Source organism: Nocardia violaceofusca NBRC 14427 (assembly GCF_963869435.1).
GTDB classification, from domain to species: Bacteria; Actinomycetota; Actinomycetes; order Mycobacteriales; family Mycobacteriaceae; genus Nocardia; species Nocardia aobensis.
In genome coordinates, this window is record NZ_CAWMPM010000041.1 from 41202 (window position 1) to 54918 (window position 13717).

16 protein-coding genes are annotated in these 13717 nt (G+C 67.0%); 5 read left to right on the forward strand and 11 right to left on the reverse strand.

Annotated elements, in window-relative coordinates; genetic code table 11:
• Positions 1-9 precede the first annotated feature (9 nt).
• Positions 10-747, forward strand: coding sequence for an SDR family oxidoreductase (locus tag AC5592_RS30060; RefSeq protein ID WP_036497300.1), 738 nt, complete (start codon positions 10-12; stop codon positions 745-747).
• A 352-nt stretch (positions 748-1099) separates the two neighbouring features.
• On the opposite strand, the gene AC5592_RS30065 is transcribed toward AC5592_RS30060, so the two are convergent.
• The 6 genes from AC5592_RS30065 to AC5592_RS30090 all read right to left on the reverse strand — a co-directional run bounded on the left by AC5592_RS30065 (position 1100) and on the right by AC5592_RS30090 (position 5399).
• On the reverse strand, positions 1100-1765 hold the full coding sequence (locus AC5592_RS30065) for a LutC/YkgG family protein (protein ID WP_036497302.1): 666 nt from the start codon (positions 1763-1765) through the stop codon (positions 1100-1102).
• 86 nt (positions 1766-1851) lie between these two features.
• Positions 1852-2892: a tellurite resistance/C4-dicarboxylate transporter family protein gene (locus tag AC5592_RS30070; RefSeq protein WP_157122315.1), complete on the reverse strand. Its 1041-nt coding sequence runs from the start codon at positions 2890-2892 to the stop codon at positions 1852-1854.
• Positions 2893-3056: 164 nt separating this feature from the next.
• Entirely contained in the window at positions 3057-3482 is a 426-nt protein-coding gene (locus tag AC5592_RS30075; RefSeq protein ID WP_063066151.1) for a CBS domain-containing protein, read from the reverse strand.
• 178 nt (positions 3483-3660) lie between these two features.
• The gene (locus tag AC5592_RS30080) at positions 3661-4173 is read right to left on the reverse strand and encodes a MarR family winged helix-turn-helix transcriptional regulator (protein WP_084507399.1); all 513 of its coding nucleotides are present in this window, start codon (positions 4171-4173) and stop codon (positions 3661-3663) included.
• Positions 4174-4305: 132 nt separating this feature from the next.
• Positions 4306-4512 (reverse strand): DUF397 domain-containing protein, encoded by a 207-nt coding sequence (locus AC5592_RS30085; RefSeq protein WP_063066152.1) that lies wholly within the window; start codon positions 4510-4512, stop codon positions 4306-4308.
• Complete coding sequence (locus AC5592_RS30090) at positions 4509-5399, reverse strand: helix-turn-helix domain-containing protein (RefSeq protein WP_063066169.1); 891 nt, start codon at positions 5397-5399, stop codon at positions 4509-4511. The genes AC5592_RS30085 and AC5592_RS30090 overlap by 4 nt, the downstream gene beginning before the upstream one ends.
• 351 nt (positions 5400-5750) lie before the next feature.
• Between AC5592_RS30090 and AC5592_RS30095 the strand changes: the two genes are divergently transcribed.
• Both AC5592_RS30095 and AC5592_RS30100 read left to right on the forward strand, forming a co-directional pair.
• Complete coding sequence (locus AC5592_RS30095) at positions 5751-5936, forward strand: hypothetical protein (protein WP_036497309.1); 186 nt, start codon at positions 5751-5753, stop codon at positions 5934-5936.
• 6 nt (positions 5937-5942) lie between these two features.
• Positions 5943-6224, forward strand: a complete 282-nt coding sequence (locus AC5592_RS30100) for a hypothetical protein (protein ID WP_036497311.1) — start codon at positions 5943-5945, stop codon at positions 6222-6224.
• Between the two features lie 489 nt (positions 6225-6713).
• Here the strand turns inward: AC5592_RS30100 and AC5592_RS30105 are convergent, their stop codons facing one another.
• Positions 6714-8330, reverse strand: a complete 1617-nt coding sequence (locus tag AC5592_RS30105) for a GMC family oxidoreductase (protein ID WP_063066153.1) — start codon at positions 8328-8330, stop codon at positions 6714-6716.
• Between the two features lie 313 nt (positions 8331-8643).
• On the opposite strand from AC5592_RS30105, the gene AC5592_RS30110 reads away from it, so the two are divergent.
• Complete coding sequence (locus tag AC5592_RS30110) at positions 8644-9135, forward strand: glutathione peroxidase (RefSeq protein WP_036497314.1); 492 nt, start codon at positions 8644-8646, stop codon at positions 9133-9135.
• 28 nt (positions 9136-9163) lie between these two features.
• On the opposite strand, the gene AC5592_RS30115 is transcribed toward AC5592_RS30110, so the two are convergent.
• Complete coding sequence (locus AC5592_RS30115) at positions 9164-9730, reverse strand: TetR/AcrR family transcriptional regulator (protein WP_083870533.1); 567 nt, start codon at positions 9728-9730, stop codon at positions 9164-9166.
• A gap of 169 nt (positions 9731-9899) precedes the next feature.
• On the opposite strand from AC5592_RS30115, the gene AC5592_RS30120 reads away from it, so the two are divergent.
• Positions 9900-10586 (forward strand): class I SAM-dependent methyltransferase, encoded by a 687-nt coding sequence (locus tag AC5592_RS30120; RefSeq protein ID WP_036497315.1) that lies wholly within the window; start codon positions 9900-9902, stop codon positions 10584-10586.
• A 41-nt stretch (positions 10587-10627) separates the two neighbouring features.
• Here the strand turns inward: AC5592_RS30120 and AC5592_RS30125 are convergent, their stop codons facing one another.
• The 3 genes from AC5592_RS30125 to AC5592_RS30135 are packed head-to-tail and all read right to left on the reverse strand — an operon-like array spanning position 10628 to position 13672.
• A complete protein-coding gene (locus tag AC5592_RS30125) occupies positions 10628-11701 on the reverse strand; it encodes a prenyltransferase (protein WP_036497316.1) in 1074 nt (357 codons plus the stop codon).
• Complete coding sequence (locus AC5592_RS30130; protein ID WP_036497318.1) at positions 11688-12419, reverse strand: class I SAM-dependent methyltransferase; 732 nt, start codon at positions 12417-12419, stop codon at positions 11688-11690. Before AC5592_RS30130 ends, AC5592_RS30125 begins: the two co-directional genes overlap by 14 nt.
• Complete coding sequence (locus AC5592_RS30135; protein WP_036497320.1) at positions 12413-13672, reverse strand: glycosyltransferase family 4 protein; 1260 nt, start codon at positions 13670-13672, stop codon at positions 12413-12415. The genes AC5592_RS30130 and AC5592_RS30135 overlap by 7 nt, the downstream gene beginning before the upstream one ends.
• Positions 13673-13717: the final 45 nt, after the last annotated feature.

A 13717-nucleotide genomic window follows, 5' to 3' on the forward strand; every position in this document is an offset into this window, starting at 1 on the left:
ACAGTAGCAATGAGCGCTTCCAGCACCGGCATCCCGCGCGTCGTCGTCATGGGCGGTAGTTCCGGAATCGGCGCGGCCACCGCCGCGCTGTTCGCGAACGAGGGTGCCGAGGTCGTGGTCACCGGCCGCAGTCAGGACAAACTCGACGCGGCAGTGGCTCGGCTGGGTGGTAAGACCAGCGGCTACCGGATGGACGCGGCCGATGCCGAGCAGATCGCGGCCTTCTTCGCGCAGTCCGGCCCCATCGACCACCTCGTCGTCGCGGTCAGCGGTTCGGCGGGCAGTGGTCCGTTCGCCGAACTCGATCTCGACCACCTGGCGCAGGGGTTCGACGGCAAGTTCTGGCCGCAGGTGAGAATCGTCAAAGCCGCTCTGCCACATCTGGTTTCGAACGGGTCGATCACCCTGATCACCGCCGCGTCGGCGCATGCGGCCTTCCCCGGCACCGCCGGACTGGCCGCGATCAACGGGGCGCTGAACGCCATGGTGCCTCCGCTGGCGGTCGAACTCGCCCCGCTGCGGGTGAACGCCGTGGCCCCCGGCGTCATCGACACCGAATGGTGGGAGCGGGTGCCGGAGGAACAGCGCCGCACCCTCTTCGACGGCCTCGCCGCCACCACACCCGTCGGGCGCGTAGGGGATCCGGAGGAATTGGCGCGGGCCGTGCACATGATCGCCACCAACGGCTTCGTCAGCGGTGTGGTGCTCGACGTCACCGGCGGGGCGAACCTGCCCACCGGCCGCTGAGGTATCCGCTCGCCGGTGGTCGGTCCGGCGAGGTGCTGCCCGGTGGGGCGCCGTCGGTCAGATCAAGCCCCACCAGTAGATCAGGCAAGCCAGGACGAAGACGACCGCAGTTTCCATACCCCCATCATTCCTCGAGTCGGACACCCGCGCCGCTGCCGAATCGTGATCCGCTCGGCCTGTCACCCCTCGTCGACAGACCGAGCGGAACGCCTCGGTCGCAGCCGGTGGGTGATCCTGCCGCCCCCTCTCGCGGCAGGAGCACCCCCGGTGTCGACGACGACAATGCCGGGGTGCGCTTGCCGCGCCCTTAACGAGCGCTTGTGAAGGGGGCTGGGAAAAACGGGCGGCTCGATCAACCGACGATGACGACGACCAGCCGTCGCTCGGTCTCCTCGATGACTCCGCCGACCTTGCCGGAATCGGCCTCCGGATCGGTCATGGCGGTCGGGCCGCCGAACCAGGTGATGGACCGGCGCGGGTCCAGCTTGTCCAGGACCTGCGGTAGCGAGTAGTCGATCTGCTCGACGCGGACCACGCAGATGTGACAGTCGGCCAGGACGGCGGCATCGCGGCGGCACTGCCCCGGCCCGCCGTCGAGAATCAGGGTGCCGGCGTCGGCTACCGCGCCGGCACATCCGGTGACCACGGCATCGGTGCGTTCGCGATCGAGGATCGACAGCTGCGGCTGATCGTCGAGGACCCGATGCTCGCCCGTCAGTTCCCAGCGCCGCAGCCAATGCTCGGGCAGGCCGTCGGGGGCCAGCGCCGAGCGGGCGCCGTGGGCGCGCAGGGCCGAATCGATCGCACCGGGGATCTCGTCCGCGCCGACCCGATGGACCTGGGCGCCATAATGTTTGAGGCGATCGATGAACAGTTCGACGATCTCGGCCTGGTCCGCGGCCGAGTGCACCGGGGCGTTGCGCTGATAGTTGCGCGGCACCGGCACCATACGTTCGTCATTCGGTAGCGCCTCGAGGGCATCGCGCACGCGGCGCAGGAAATCCTCCCGCGAGGTCACCGTGAATCTCCCGTTCCATTCCTCCGGCTCCTCCCGCCGGATCGTACTTCGCGAACCAGGCTACCGTGCGGTAGGAGATCGCGAGCTCAGCCCACGAATTCCCGGGTTCGCCGGCGCCGGATCAGCGTAACCGCCAGATCGGCCGCGGTGGCCGCCCACACCGCCAGCGCCACCCATGCCTCACCGTGCCCGAAGTCGACCATCCACTGTTCGCCGGTGGCCTTGCCCAGTTCGGCGGTGCCCACGCCGTACATGCCCACGGGAAACACGATGCTCCACAGGCCCGGTTCGTAGCTCAGCCCGAAATGCCGGACCAGATGCCGCCAGATGCCGGCCGCCAGCAGCAGCGGCATCAGCCAGGTGCCGAACGCCCACAGCACCAGCGTCGCCCCCTCGAGCATGGGCCGCACCGTCGCGATCAACGCCACCGCCCGCTGATTCATGATCTGGGTGCCGGCCAGCACACTGATGGCGGTGGCGCCCATGAAGATCCAATACGTCGGCGCGAGACGCTCCGCGGTCAGCGAGGTACCGAACAGGGTGCCCAGCACCACCGTCGCCACGATGCCGTAGAGCACCACGCCGACCGACCAGCACAGCAGCGCCGGCACCGCGAAACGCTGACCCCACGGCTGCGGCAGTGCGGTGGCGGCCACCCCGAGTGATTGGGTACCGACCACCCAGAGGAACCAGGTGCCGTCGGCGCCCGTCACCGCGGTCGGTGCGCCGTGATGCAGCATGAGCAGCGCCGGGATCGCGTACACCAGAACCGCCCACACGACCGTCGCCACCAGCAACAGCGCGAGCGCCGCACCCACCCAGGCGTGCCGGGACAGCCCCGCCGACATCACCCCGGTGGCGGCGACGAAGGCCAGATAGGTGAAGCCGGTCGCGGGATTCACCGCATCGCCGATCACGCGGTCGCGGAAGAATGCGATGCGCAGCAGGGTCGCCACCACGAGCACGACGTAGGCGATCAGGCCGACGATCAGCAGGGCATTGCCACCCCACTCCCACCCCGCCGCGCCGACGGCCCGCGAGACGATGCCGGTCGCCATGACCGAGGCGAACCACCCCGGACCGAGATCCGCCACGAAACGCATTCGCCGCCCGAACGACTCGCTCACAGCGCGAGTGTTTCACGCAGACGCCGCCGAGCCCCGCATCCACACCGCGCCGTACCGCGATACGGATCGTCGTCCCGCGGTCTGTGGAGACGCGGCTCCGCCTCCATGGGAAGGAAGCTTGCCCGGCAGATCTACGGTGGTCCGGTCCATGACGATCTACTCCCTCAGGCGGCGGTGGCCTTGTGGGTGTTCTCGGTGAGGCGTTCCTCGCGTACCACCAGTAGCCGTTCGCGGTGGTGTTCCTCGTGCAGGTCGCGGCGGCGGGCGTGGAGCAGCTGTTCGAGGGTGATGATGCCGCACAAGCGGTTCGGATCGTCGCGCGCGACCACGGGTGCCGCCGTCACGTGCGCCATCGCGAGGGCGTTGGCCACCTCGCGCAGGGTGTTGTCGGGATGGACCGAGGTCCGGATGTCCAGGGTGGCCGCACCGACCGTGGTGCCGGGGCTGTGCTGCAGGACCTGGCGGGTGGTCACGCCGACCAGTGCTCCGGAACCGTCGACCACCGGATAGAGCCCGGCGTAGTGGGTCCGGGGGAGGATCGGGTCGATGAGGTCGTCGGTTCCGAGCACCAGCGGGTCGGCGGTCATCATCTCGTGGGTGAAGAACGTCTCCAGTGGGTCGGTGGTGTATTCGCGGGTGAGATGCAGGCGGCGGCGGGCGCGGCCACCGCGGCCGCGCCGCCGACCGGAATCGCAAGTGCGGCGATGAGCAGCAGTCTCGGGGTGACCTGGAAATCGCCCAGATGCGTTGCGCGCGAATGCCCGCCGCTCATAACGACCCCGGCCCGGTCGCGGTGACGAAGGGCGTGGTGGCGGCGGCCTGCACCAGATCCCGCGCCGCGACGATCACGCGGTCGCGTGCCTCGGGAGTGAGGCCGTCCAGCAAGGATCCGAAGGCGACCTTCCGCCGCTGCAACACCTGATCGACCACGGCCTGTCCGGCCGTGGTGACCTCGATGGTGACGACGCTGCGGTTGTGCGCATCGGTTCCCCGCGCCACGTATCCGCGGGCCTCGAGCCTGTCCGCCAGCCGCGTCACCGACGAAGCGTTGACGCCGAGCGCGGCCGCCAACCGCGACGACGACACCCGGCCCAGGGCCTGCAGGATCAGCAGAAAGCGCATTTGCGGGAAGGTGACGCCGGGTGGTGCGGCGTGAGCGCTGTCCCAGGCGATGGAAACCAGCATCCGGGTCAGCGCTTCGAGTGCCGCGATCTCGGCGGTGGTGCTGTGTTCGGGCGCGGCGTCGGCGGCCGCCGCGTCGGTCTCCTCATGGCCTTGCATTAGACAAGAGTTGCAATGTGCAAATGATGCGTCAAATCGATCGAAGTCGCCGCATCATGTCCGACCTTGAAGGCGATCAGTCGGCGAATCGAATTCCTCTGCGGCACAAGGAAACGTGAGCCTAGGGAGAGATCAAGCGTGGTCGAGGGTGCCGTTGCGGAGGTCGGTGGTGAAGGCGTCCCATTCGGCAGGGGTGAAGACGAGGGCGGGGCCGGTGGGGTTCTTGGAGTCGCGGACTCCGATGTGTCCGGTGGTGAGGAACGCTGTCTCCACGCACTCTTTGCCGCCACCGCTACGGCTGGATTTGAACCACTCGGCACCGGCTAGATCCAGGTTCACCGTTCGTGCTCCCTTGCTATCTGCCGCAGTCGGCGCTTGCTGTCCACAACGTCGAGCGCCGCCTCCCGAATGACGCTGTACGCCTGACGATACCTGGCTACGTCCTTCACTCGCTCGAGATATAGATCGCCTGCAAAGGATTCGATGTACACGACTGTCGGAGACAGTTCGCGTCCCTTCGAGTCGGTTCCGAAGTCCAGGATGGCAAACGGACCCGTCGGGAGACCGGCGGGAAATCCGGACTCGTAGGGCAGCACTCTCACGGTGACGTTAGCCGGAAGATTCGCCAGGTGATGGCATTGCGCCGCCATGATCTTTCCACTGCCCACAACGGTGTGCAGGACCGATTCATGGATGACGAATCCAACCATGACCGGTTTGACCTTCCGAGTCAGCAACATCTGGCGCTTGACCCGCAGCTGGATTCGTCGTTCCAACTCCTGCTCGCTGATGTCGGAGTAGTAGCCGCGTTCAACCGCGCGAGCGTAGGCCGGGGTTTGCAGGAGACCGGCGACGATATGGGGTTGGAAGATCGACAGCTTTTCCGATGACGACTCCAATCCGACGTACAAGTCGAAATTTCCTGTGATCACATCATCGAATGCCTGCCACCAGCTTTTCTCGGTGCTCTGTTTCGCTAGGCCTATCAGCCCCGCGCGCACCTCGGGATCGTCGATGTCGTAGATGCGGCACAGCGCCTCCACATCGAGCACACGGATGCTGGGCGACTTTCCGGCCTCGAAACGAGACAGTTTGCTCGCCGACCATTGCATAAGCGGCGCAACGTCTTCCAACCGCAGGCCCACGCCCAGGCGGGCCTCCTTGAGATACCTTCCCAATTGTCGCCGGGGCAGGGTGGTCGAACTGTCCTCGCCAATGTTCGTCACGGATTCCTCGTTTGCATCGTGAGCGGTCGCCGTTTGCACGAGGAAAGAAATCGGCTACCCCCGTGCGAACCGCTCTGGGCCGTCGCAGAACCTTCGTTGCATATGCATGGCGCTATTGTCCCGCCGGCTCAGTCGGTGGTCTTCTTGAGCCACCCCGATGGCCGGGAAACTCGAATCGGCAAGTCGCACAACCGTTGCCCCCGGATGCGACTACAACCGTGATGATACCGACGAGACATTACCGCGTAGCACCGACGCCGCAAGGTGGTGGCCGAAAATGGCCCCGGCCATCGGGAGTACCAGCAGCCGCGTGTCCGCTGGTGCCCCGACGATGTCCGGAGGTGTTCTCCCGTGCACGGTTTGCGACCGATCATCCACAGCGCCCTGCCGACCATGACCACCGCGCTCGCTCACCGCATCATGCAGGACCATCTCGATTGTCCGATCACGGTGTGCCCCCGCAAATTACAGGCCAAACTGTGGCTCGTCGCGACGGGCGCCCTGCACCCCGCCGACCGCCCGCACTTCGGAATCTGACCGGCCATGACCAATCCGATCTTCCACGGCCCGCTCGCCAACCCGATCTCCCCGGAGCGGATGCACCGCGAGATCCACGCCGACCGCCACGCGGCCTGCACCCCGCAAACCTGCGACATGCTCAGCAGCTGCCGCAACATCCTCACCACCCTCGGCCACGACCCCGACGCCGTGACCACCGCCCAATGCGCCGCCTGCCGCACCGGGCCCACCATGAAAACGCCTCGCTCGCAGGACGTTCCGACGCCACCGTCCACACTCCCCACCGAGTGCCGCGAGCGAGCCTGAGGTGCCTGCGGGGTCCCCTCCCGACCCCGCAGGCCACCGCAACTCCCCACCACCGCAACGCCTCGCGCGTCGTCTCGCCCGACAAGGAACGACGTATGACACCTTCTCTGCCGCAACGCATTCCACGAACACCATCCGCCCCGGCGATCCAAGGCGACCCACACTGGTACGCGGCAATCGCACAAGCCCTACGCGCCACCCCCGCCACCAGCTTCCCCTGCCTGAACGACCTGATACCCCGCCACACCCCAACGTCCGAACCAAACCGACCCCACCCATCCCCAGATGTGAACTAATCGTGCAAACCTCCACGAAAATGCGTGAAAACCGCAAATTCGAGCGAGGTTTGCACGATCAGTACACGCGCCGTCCCCTCGGGAACGCTCACCGTTCACCGTCGACACGATCTCGGCGACAGCCGACCCCGCGGACGACGACGGCCCCGGTTGCGATCGGTGATCACAACCGGGGCCGGTGGAGCGAGGCGAATTATGCGGAGGCGGTGATGAATTCGGCCGCCTTCTCGCCGATCATGTAGCACGGGGCGTTGGTGTTGCCGCCGGTGATGCTCGGCATGATCGAGGCGTCGGCCACGCGCAGGCCCTCGATGCCGCGCACCCGCAGCTGCGGGTCGACGACGGCGCGCTCGTCCACGCCCATCCGGCAGGTGCCGACCGGGTGGTAGACCGAGTGGATCCGCATCGGCAGCTCGCGACGCAGCGCCGTCTCGTCCTGGAACGCGGGGCCGGGGGAGAACTCTTCGGTGATGTCGCCCGCGATCGCCTTGTTCGCCGCGGCCTCGCGGATCATGCCGATGGCCTCGACCAGGAAGTCCATATCGGCCGGGTCAGAGAGGTAGCCCGGGTCGATCAGCGGCGAGGTCAGCGGATCGGTGGAGGCCAGGCGCAGTTCGCCGCGGCTCTTCGGGTAGATCAGCGTCGGGAAGATCGTCAGCGCTTCCCGCTTGTCCACCATGTGCAGCTTGTCCTCGTCCTGGTTGGGCGTCGGGTAGCTCCACGGCAGGGTGTGGATCTGCATATCCGGGATGTCCTTGGCGAACGAGGTCCGCACGAAGCCCACGGATTCGAAGACCGTACGCCCGAACCAGGAGCTGCCGGGGCTGCGCAGTTCCTTGAGGAAACCGGCCGCGAAATGCGACGGAATGCCACGGTGCAGCGCCTTCTTCGAGATGAAGGTCATCGGGACGAACAGGTGGTCGTGCAGGTTCTGGCCGACCGGCAGATCCGCGTTGACCTCGATGCCGAGGTCGCGCAGGTGCCCGGCGGGGCCGACTCCCGACAGCATCAGGATGTGCGCGGAACCCATCACGCCACCGGAGACCACGACCTCCTTCTCGGCGCGGATGATCCGGCGGCCCTTCTTCTCGATGACCTCGACGCCGATGGCGCGGCCCTTCTCGATCACCACGCGCGCCACGTGCACCTTGGTGACGACCTTCAGATTCGGATTGGGGCGGTTGGTGATGAAGCCGCGCGAGGAGCTGTAGCGCAGGCCGTCCTTCACGCTCTGCTGGAAGATGCTGATGCCCTCTTGGGACTCGCCGTTGTAGTCCTCGATGACCGGGACGCCGAAGGTCTCGGCCGCGGCCTCCATCCACTCCTTGGCGATCGGGGTGAGGTCCTTCTGCCGGGTCACCTCGATGGGGCCGCCGGAACCGCGCAGGTCGCTGGCGCCGTCCTCCCAGTTCTCCAGGCGCTTGTAGGCCGGCAGCACATCCTCGTAGCTCCAGCCCGCACAGCCCTCGGCGGCCCAGGAATCGAAATTGGCCTTGTTGCCGCGTACGAAGAGCATGCCGTTGACCGAACTCGAACCGCCCAGCACCTTGCCGCGCGTCATCGGCACCCGGCGCTCCGCGGCGTGCTTCTGCGGAATCGAGTACTGCGACCAGGTGACCTGGTGCTTGAGCTGCGGGACGGTGTGAACCGTGGTGATCATGCCCGGGACCGTGACCAACTTGGTGTTGTCCTTGCGGCCGGCCTCGAGCAGGATGACGCTGGCGCCCTGCTCGGCGAGCCGACTAGCGACAGTGGCACCGGAGCTGCCCGCGCCGATGACGATGTAATCGGCTGCGCTGGTGTCGGTCATGTTCGGTTACCTCATCTTCGAAGTGGTAGCGGCTGATCGCGGCAGCGCTCGGCGCGGGAGCGTGCCTCAGCTCACTGTAGAACAAGTTCTAATAATGGTGAAGACGCGCGGTGGGGAAAAATGATGCGCGGGACGCGGTCCGGGAGCGACTTCCTGGCTATGACCAGGGATGTTGTCCACGTCACACTATAGAACAGGTTGCAGTTAGTTCGTCCGTGCGAGGATGCGGCGACCCTAGGCACCCCGTCCGTGGACGGGTCCGGCGACGGAAGTCGCGCTCGCACCCGCCGAGATTCGACCTATCATTTCGACTGTGACCGATATTCGTGAAATTCCCGTCCAGACCCTCGCCGGCGAGCCCGCGACCCTGGCCGAACTCGCCGGTGACAAGGCCCTGCTCGTGGTCAACGTCGCCTCGAAATGCGGTCTGACACCGCAATACACCGGACTCGTTGCGCTGCAACAGGCATACGGCTCGCGCGGATTCAGCGTCGTCGGCGTGCCGTGCAACCAGTTCATGGGGCAGGAGCCCGGCACCGCGGAGGAGATCCAGCAGTTCTGCTCGACCACCTACGGCGTGGATTTCCCGTTGCTCGCCAAGGTCGACGTCAACGGTGACGACCGGCATCCGCTGTATCGCGAACTCGTGCAGACCGCCGATGCCGAAGGCGACGCCGGCGATATTCAGTGGAATTTCGAGAAATTCCTCGTCGATCGCGACGGTAAGGTCGTCGGCCGTTTCCGTCCGCGCACCGAACCGCAGGATCCGAATGTGGTCGCCGCCATCGAAGCGGTATTGCCGTAATTTCCGGAATGCGCCGGGAATTACGCGATCAGTCCCGCAGCACCTGCAGGGCCGATTTTTCCAGTCGATCGGCGATTTCGGCGTACGAGGCGTAACCCACCCCGGCGCGCACCAGGGCGCCGGCGTAAAGCAATTCCAGCGTTTCCACCACATCGGGATCGGCATCCGGGCCCAAGGCGTCCAGCAGGCGCCGCCGGATCTCGGTCCCGATGCGGGTGCGCAGATGTGCGACGTCGGGGTCGGTGCCCAGCAGTGCGCTGGTCACCGCGCCGGCCAGTGCGGGTTCGTCGGCGACCAGCATGGCGATCTGCCGCAACACCGCGACCACCCGGGTGGTCCGGTCGGCGCCGGCCTCGGGCTCCGGCGGCGCGTCGGCCGCCAGTCGCCGCCAGAAGACCTCGGCGACCAGGTGTTCCTTGGAGGAGAAATAGGTGTAGGCGGTGGCCGTACCCACTCCGGCGGCCGCGGCCACCATGCGCACGGTGAGGCCGGCGAAGCCTTCGCGCGACAGCACCTCCAGCGCGGCCTTGGTCAGCCGGTCGACGGTATCGGCCTGCTTCTCGGTGAGGCGGCGGCGAGTTGCCTCCATATTCACCGGTGTAGGCTCGGTGGAAATGGGATCGGACACGTGTCTGGATGCTACTGTAGTGAAGCTTCGAAAGCAACTCGCATACCTGTTGCCGGAGTGGATACGGTCGCAAATCACACAATATCGCATCCGCTCGCAAAGTATCGAGAGATGATTTCCGAAAGGTGTTCTTCTGATGACTCGTGCCGATTCGATAATTCCCGCGGAATCCGATATTTCCGCGGATACTCGGCGATTGTTCGAGCTGGCCGAGCAGGCGACGGGCTTCATGCCGGTCGAGGAGGGACGGGCGCTCTACGAGGCCGCGCGGCGTTACGCGGGCGACGGAATAATCGTGGAAATCGGCACCTACTGCGGTAAGTCGGCGATATATCTCGGCGCGGCGGCCCGCGACACCGGCGCCACCGTCTACACCATCGACCATCACCACGGGTCCGAGGAACATCAGCCCGGCTGGGAATATCACGACACCTCGCTGGTCGACCCCGAAACCGGCCGCTTCGACACCTTGACCACGTTCCGCCGCACCATCGTGCGGGCGGAATTGACCGATACCGTGATCGGCGTGGTGGGCCCCTCCGCGACCGTGGCGAAGCACTGGCGCAGCCCGATCCGGCTGCTGTTCATCGACGGCGGACATACCGAGGCCGCGGCCCAGCGGGACTACGACGGCTGGGCGCACTGGGTGGCGGCCGGTGGCGTGCTGGCCATCCACGACGTCTTCCCGGACCCGGCCGACGGCGGGCAGGCCCCGTACCACATCTATCGAAAGGCATTGGACAGCGGCAATTTCCGCGAGGTCGCGGCCATCGGATCGCTGCGGCTGCTCGAGCGCGGCACGGGATGCGGCGGTAAGGGCTGAAGCGAGGAAGGCTGAGGTGGCCGGGCCGTGTCGCGGCCGCCTCAGCTGGGCGAGCGCACGCAGTCGCAGGTGAGGCCGGTCGCGATATCCGCACTGGGCGCCAGGTCACGGAAGACGCCGTTGCCGCCGGTGGTGCGGGTCAGCGCGTCGGCGGCCAGCACCGCCGCCGCCCCGGTCCAGGTGGTGCGCTCCTCCGGCCAGCGTTTACCGTCGGCGAAAACCAGTCCGGTCCAATAGGATCCGTCGTCCTCGCGCAGGTGCTGGATGCTCGCGAGCAGTCGCAGCGCGCGATCGCGGTCGCCGAGGGTGTCCAGTGCCAATGCCAGTTCACAGGTTTCGGCGCCGGTCACCCACGGGCGGTCGGAGACGCAGCGAATGCCGATCTCACCGACCACGAAATCGCTCCAGCGCGAGGCGATCCGGGCATGTCCGGCCTCGCCGCGCAGCGCACCGCCCAACACCGGGTAGTACCAGTCCATCGAATACCGGTCCTTCTCGGCGAAGGATTCCGGATGATGCCGCAGCGCGTGGCCGAGGCGCAGCGCCGCGACCTCCCATTCCGGCTGGGCCAGGCCGAGCAGTTCCGCGATCGCCAGCCCGCAGCCGATGCTGTGGAACATACTCGAGCAGCCGGTGAGCAGCGCCTCGGGCAGGATGCCCTTTTCGGTCCGCAGCCAATAGATCTCGCCGTTGCGGCCCTGCTGCAACGAGATGACGTAATCGATGGCCGCGCGCACGGTCGGCCACATCGTGTCCACGAAGCGCCGATCACCGGTGCAGCGGTAGTGGTGCCAGACACCGGTGGCGATGTAGGCGCAGAAATTGGTGTCGGTGTCGGCGGTCTCGACGACGTCGCCGCGGAACTGCGACGGCCAGGAGCCGTCCGCGCGCTGGGTGTCCGCCGACCAGGCATAGGCGGCGCGCGCGGCATCGTGCAGACCCGCCACCGTCAGCGCCATCGCCGACTCGACGTGGTCCCAGGGGTCGGTGTGCCCGCCCCGGAACCACGGGATCGCGCCGTCGCTGTGCTGTTGTGCGGCAATGGATTCCGCGGTGGCCCGGCACTGCCGGGCGGTGAGGACGCCGGGAATCGAGGGCAGCTCAGCGGCGCGCACCGGACACCGCCGGCTTGGTGAAGTACAGGGCGACGCTCTTGCCGATCACCGGGTCCAGGGCCGATTCGGCGACACGGGTCAGCCACGGCCGTTTCATCATGTCCCACACCAGCATCCGGTGATACAGCTGCACCGGCCGGGCGTCGGGCTTGTCCACCCCGACCAGGCATTTCAGCCACCAGTACGGAGCGTGCAGGGCGTGCGCGTGTTCGCTGTGGATGAATCGCATCCCGCGCGCGGTGACCTTGCCGCGCAGTTCGTCGGCGCGGTAGATGCGCACATGCCCGCCCTCGTTGGCGTGGTATTCGTCCGAGAGCAGCCAGCAGATCCGCTCGGGCAGCCAGCGCGGCACCGTGATCGCCAGGGCCCCACCGGGTTTGAGGATGCGTACCAGTTCGGCGATGGCGCCGTCGTCGGCCGGAATGTGCTCGAGGATCTCGGAGGCGATGACGACGTCGAATTCGCCGTCCTCGAAGGGCAGGGCCAGCGCGTCGCCCTGGACCGTCTCGGCCTGCGCGTAGTCGGGAGCCTCGTCGGCCTCGGCGAGTGCACCGAACATGACCTTCACATCGGCGAGGTCGTCGGCGTTCTGATCGAAGGCGACGATATCGGCGCCGCGCCGGTACGCCTCGAAGGAATGGCGACCCTGGCCGCATCCCACATCGATGACCCGGACGCCCGGCCCGATCCCCAAGCGGTCGAAATCGACGGTCAGCATACGGTCGCCTCCTGTGTATCGGCGGTCAGATCGGTGCCCTGGCGGCGGGCGATGGCGCGTTCGTACACCGAAACCGTCTGGGCTGCCACGGCTTCCCAGCTGAAGACGGTGAGTGCGCGGTGGCGCCCGGCGGCGCCGAGGTCGTCGATGCGACGCGGATTGTCGAGCAGTTTTCCGAGGACGCCGGTCAGTTCGTCCACATTGCCCGGCTCGACCAGTTCGGCACAGTCGGCCGCCACCTCCGGCAGCGCGCCGGCCCGGCTGGCGACCAGGGCGGTGCCACTGGCCAGCGCCTCCACGGCAGGCAGCGAAAAGCCCTCGTACATGGACGGAATGCAGGAGATCTGCGCCGAGGCCAGCAGTTCGGCCAATGCCTCGTCGGACAGTCCGCTCGACACCGTGACGATATCGGAGATGCCCAGTTCGGCGATCAGCTTCTCGGTGGGGCCGTTCGGTTCCAGCTTGGCCACCAACTGCAATTCGACGTCGTGGGTGAGCCGCAACCGCGCGAGCGCCTGCAGCAGGTGGGAGATGCCCTTGAGCGGTTTGTCGGCGCTGGCCACGGCCACGATCCGGCCGGGTACGCGGCGCTCGCGGGGCCGGAACAGTTCGGTGTCGACGCCGAGCGGGACCACCCGTAACTGGGAGGCGTCGACGCCGAAGTCGTCGGCGATATCGGCGGCCGAGGTAGAGGAGACGGTGATCAGATCCGGAATCAGCCGGGCGACGCGCTGCTGCATGCCGAGGAATCCGTACCAGCGGTGGACGAACGCCTTGCGCCGCCACGGGGCGGCCGCCAGATCGACGGCCCGGTCGCGGGTGATCGGGTGGTGGATCGTGGCCACCAGCGGCACCCGCCGGGCGATGTCGAGCAGTCCGGAACCGAGGCACTGGTTGTCGTGCACCACATCGAAATCCGCGGCGCGCGAACGCAACAGCCGGGCCGCGCGCAGGCTGAACGTGCGCGGCTCCGGGAAGCCCGCGGTCCACATCGTGCCCAGTTCCAGCAGGTCGATGCGGTCGCGGATCTCTCCGGGCCGCGGCGTGCGGAACGGGTCGGAATCGCGGTACAGATCCAGGCTCGGCACCTCGGTCAGCCGCACTCGGGGATCGAGCAGTTCCGGGTACGGCTGACCGGAGAAGACCTCGACCTCATGGCCGAGTTCGGCCAGGCCGTGACTCAACTTCCGGACATACACCCCCTGCCCGCCACAGTGGGTCTTGCTGCGGTAGGACAGCAGGGCGATACGCACGTCTTCGGCTCACTTCCTGTTCGGGCGCCAGGTCGCGTAGTGGTT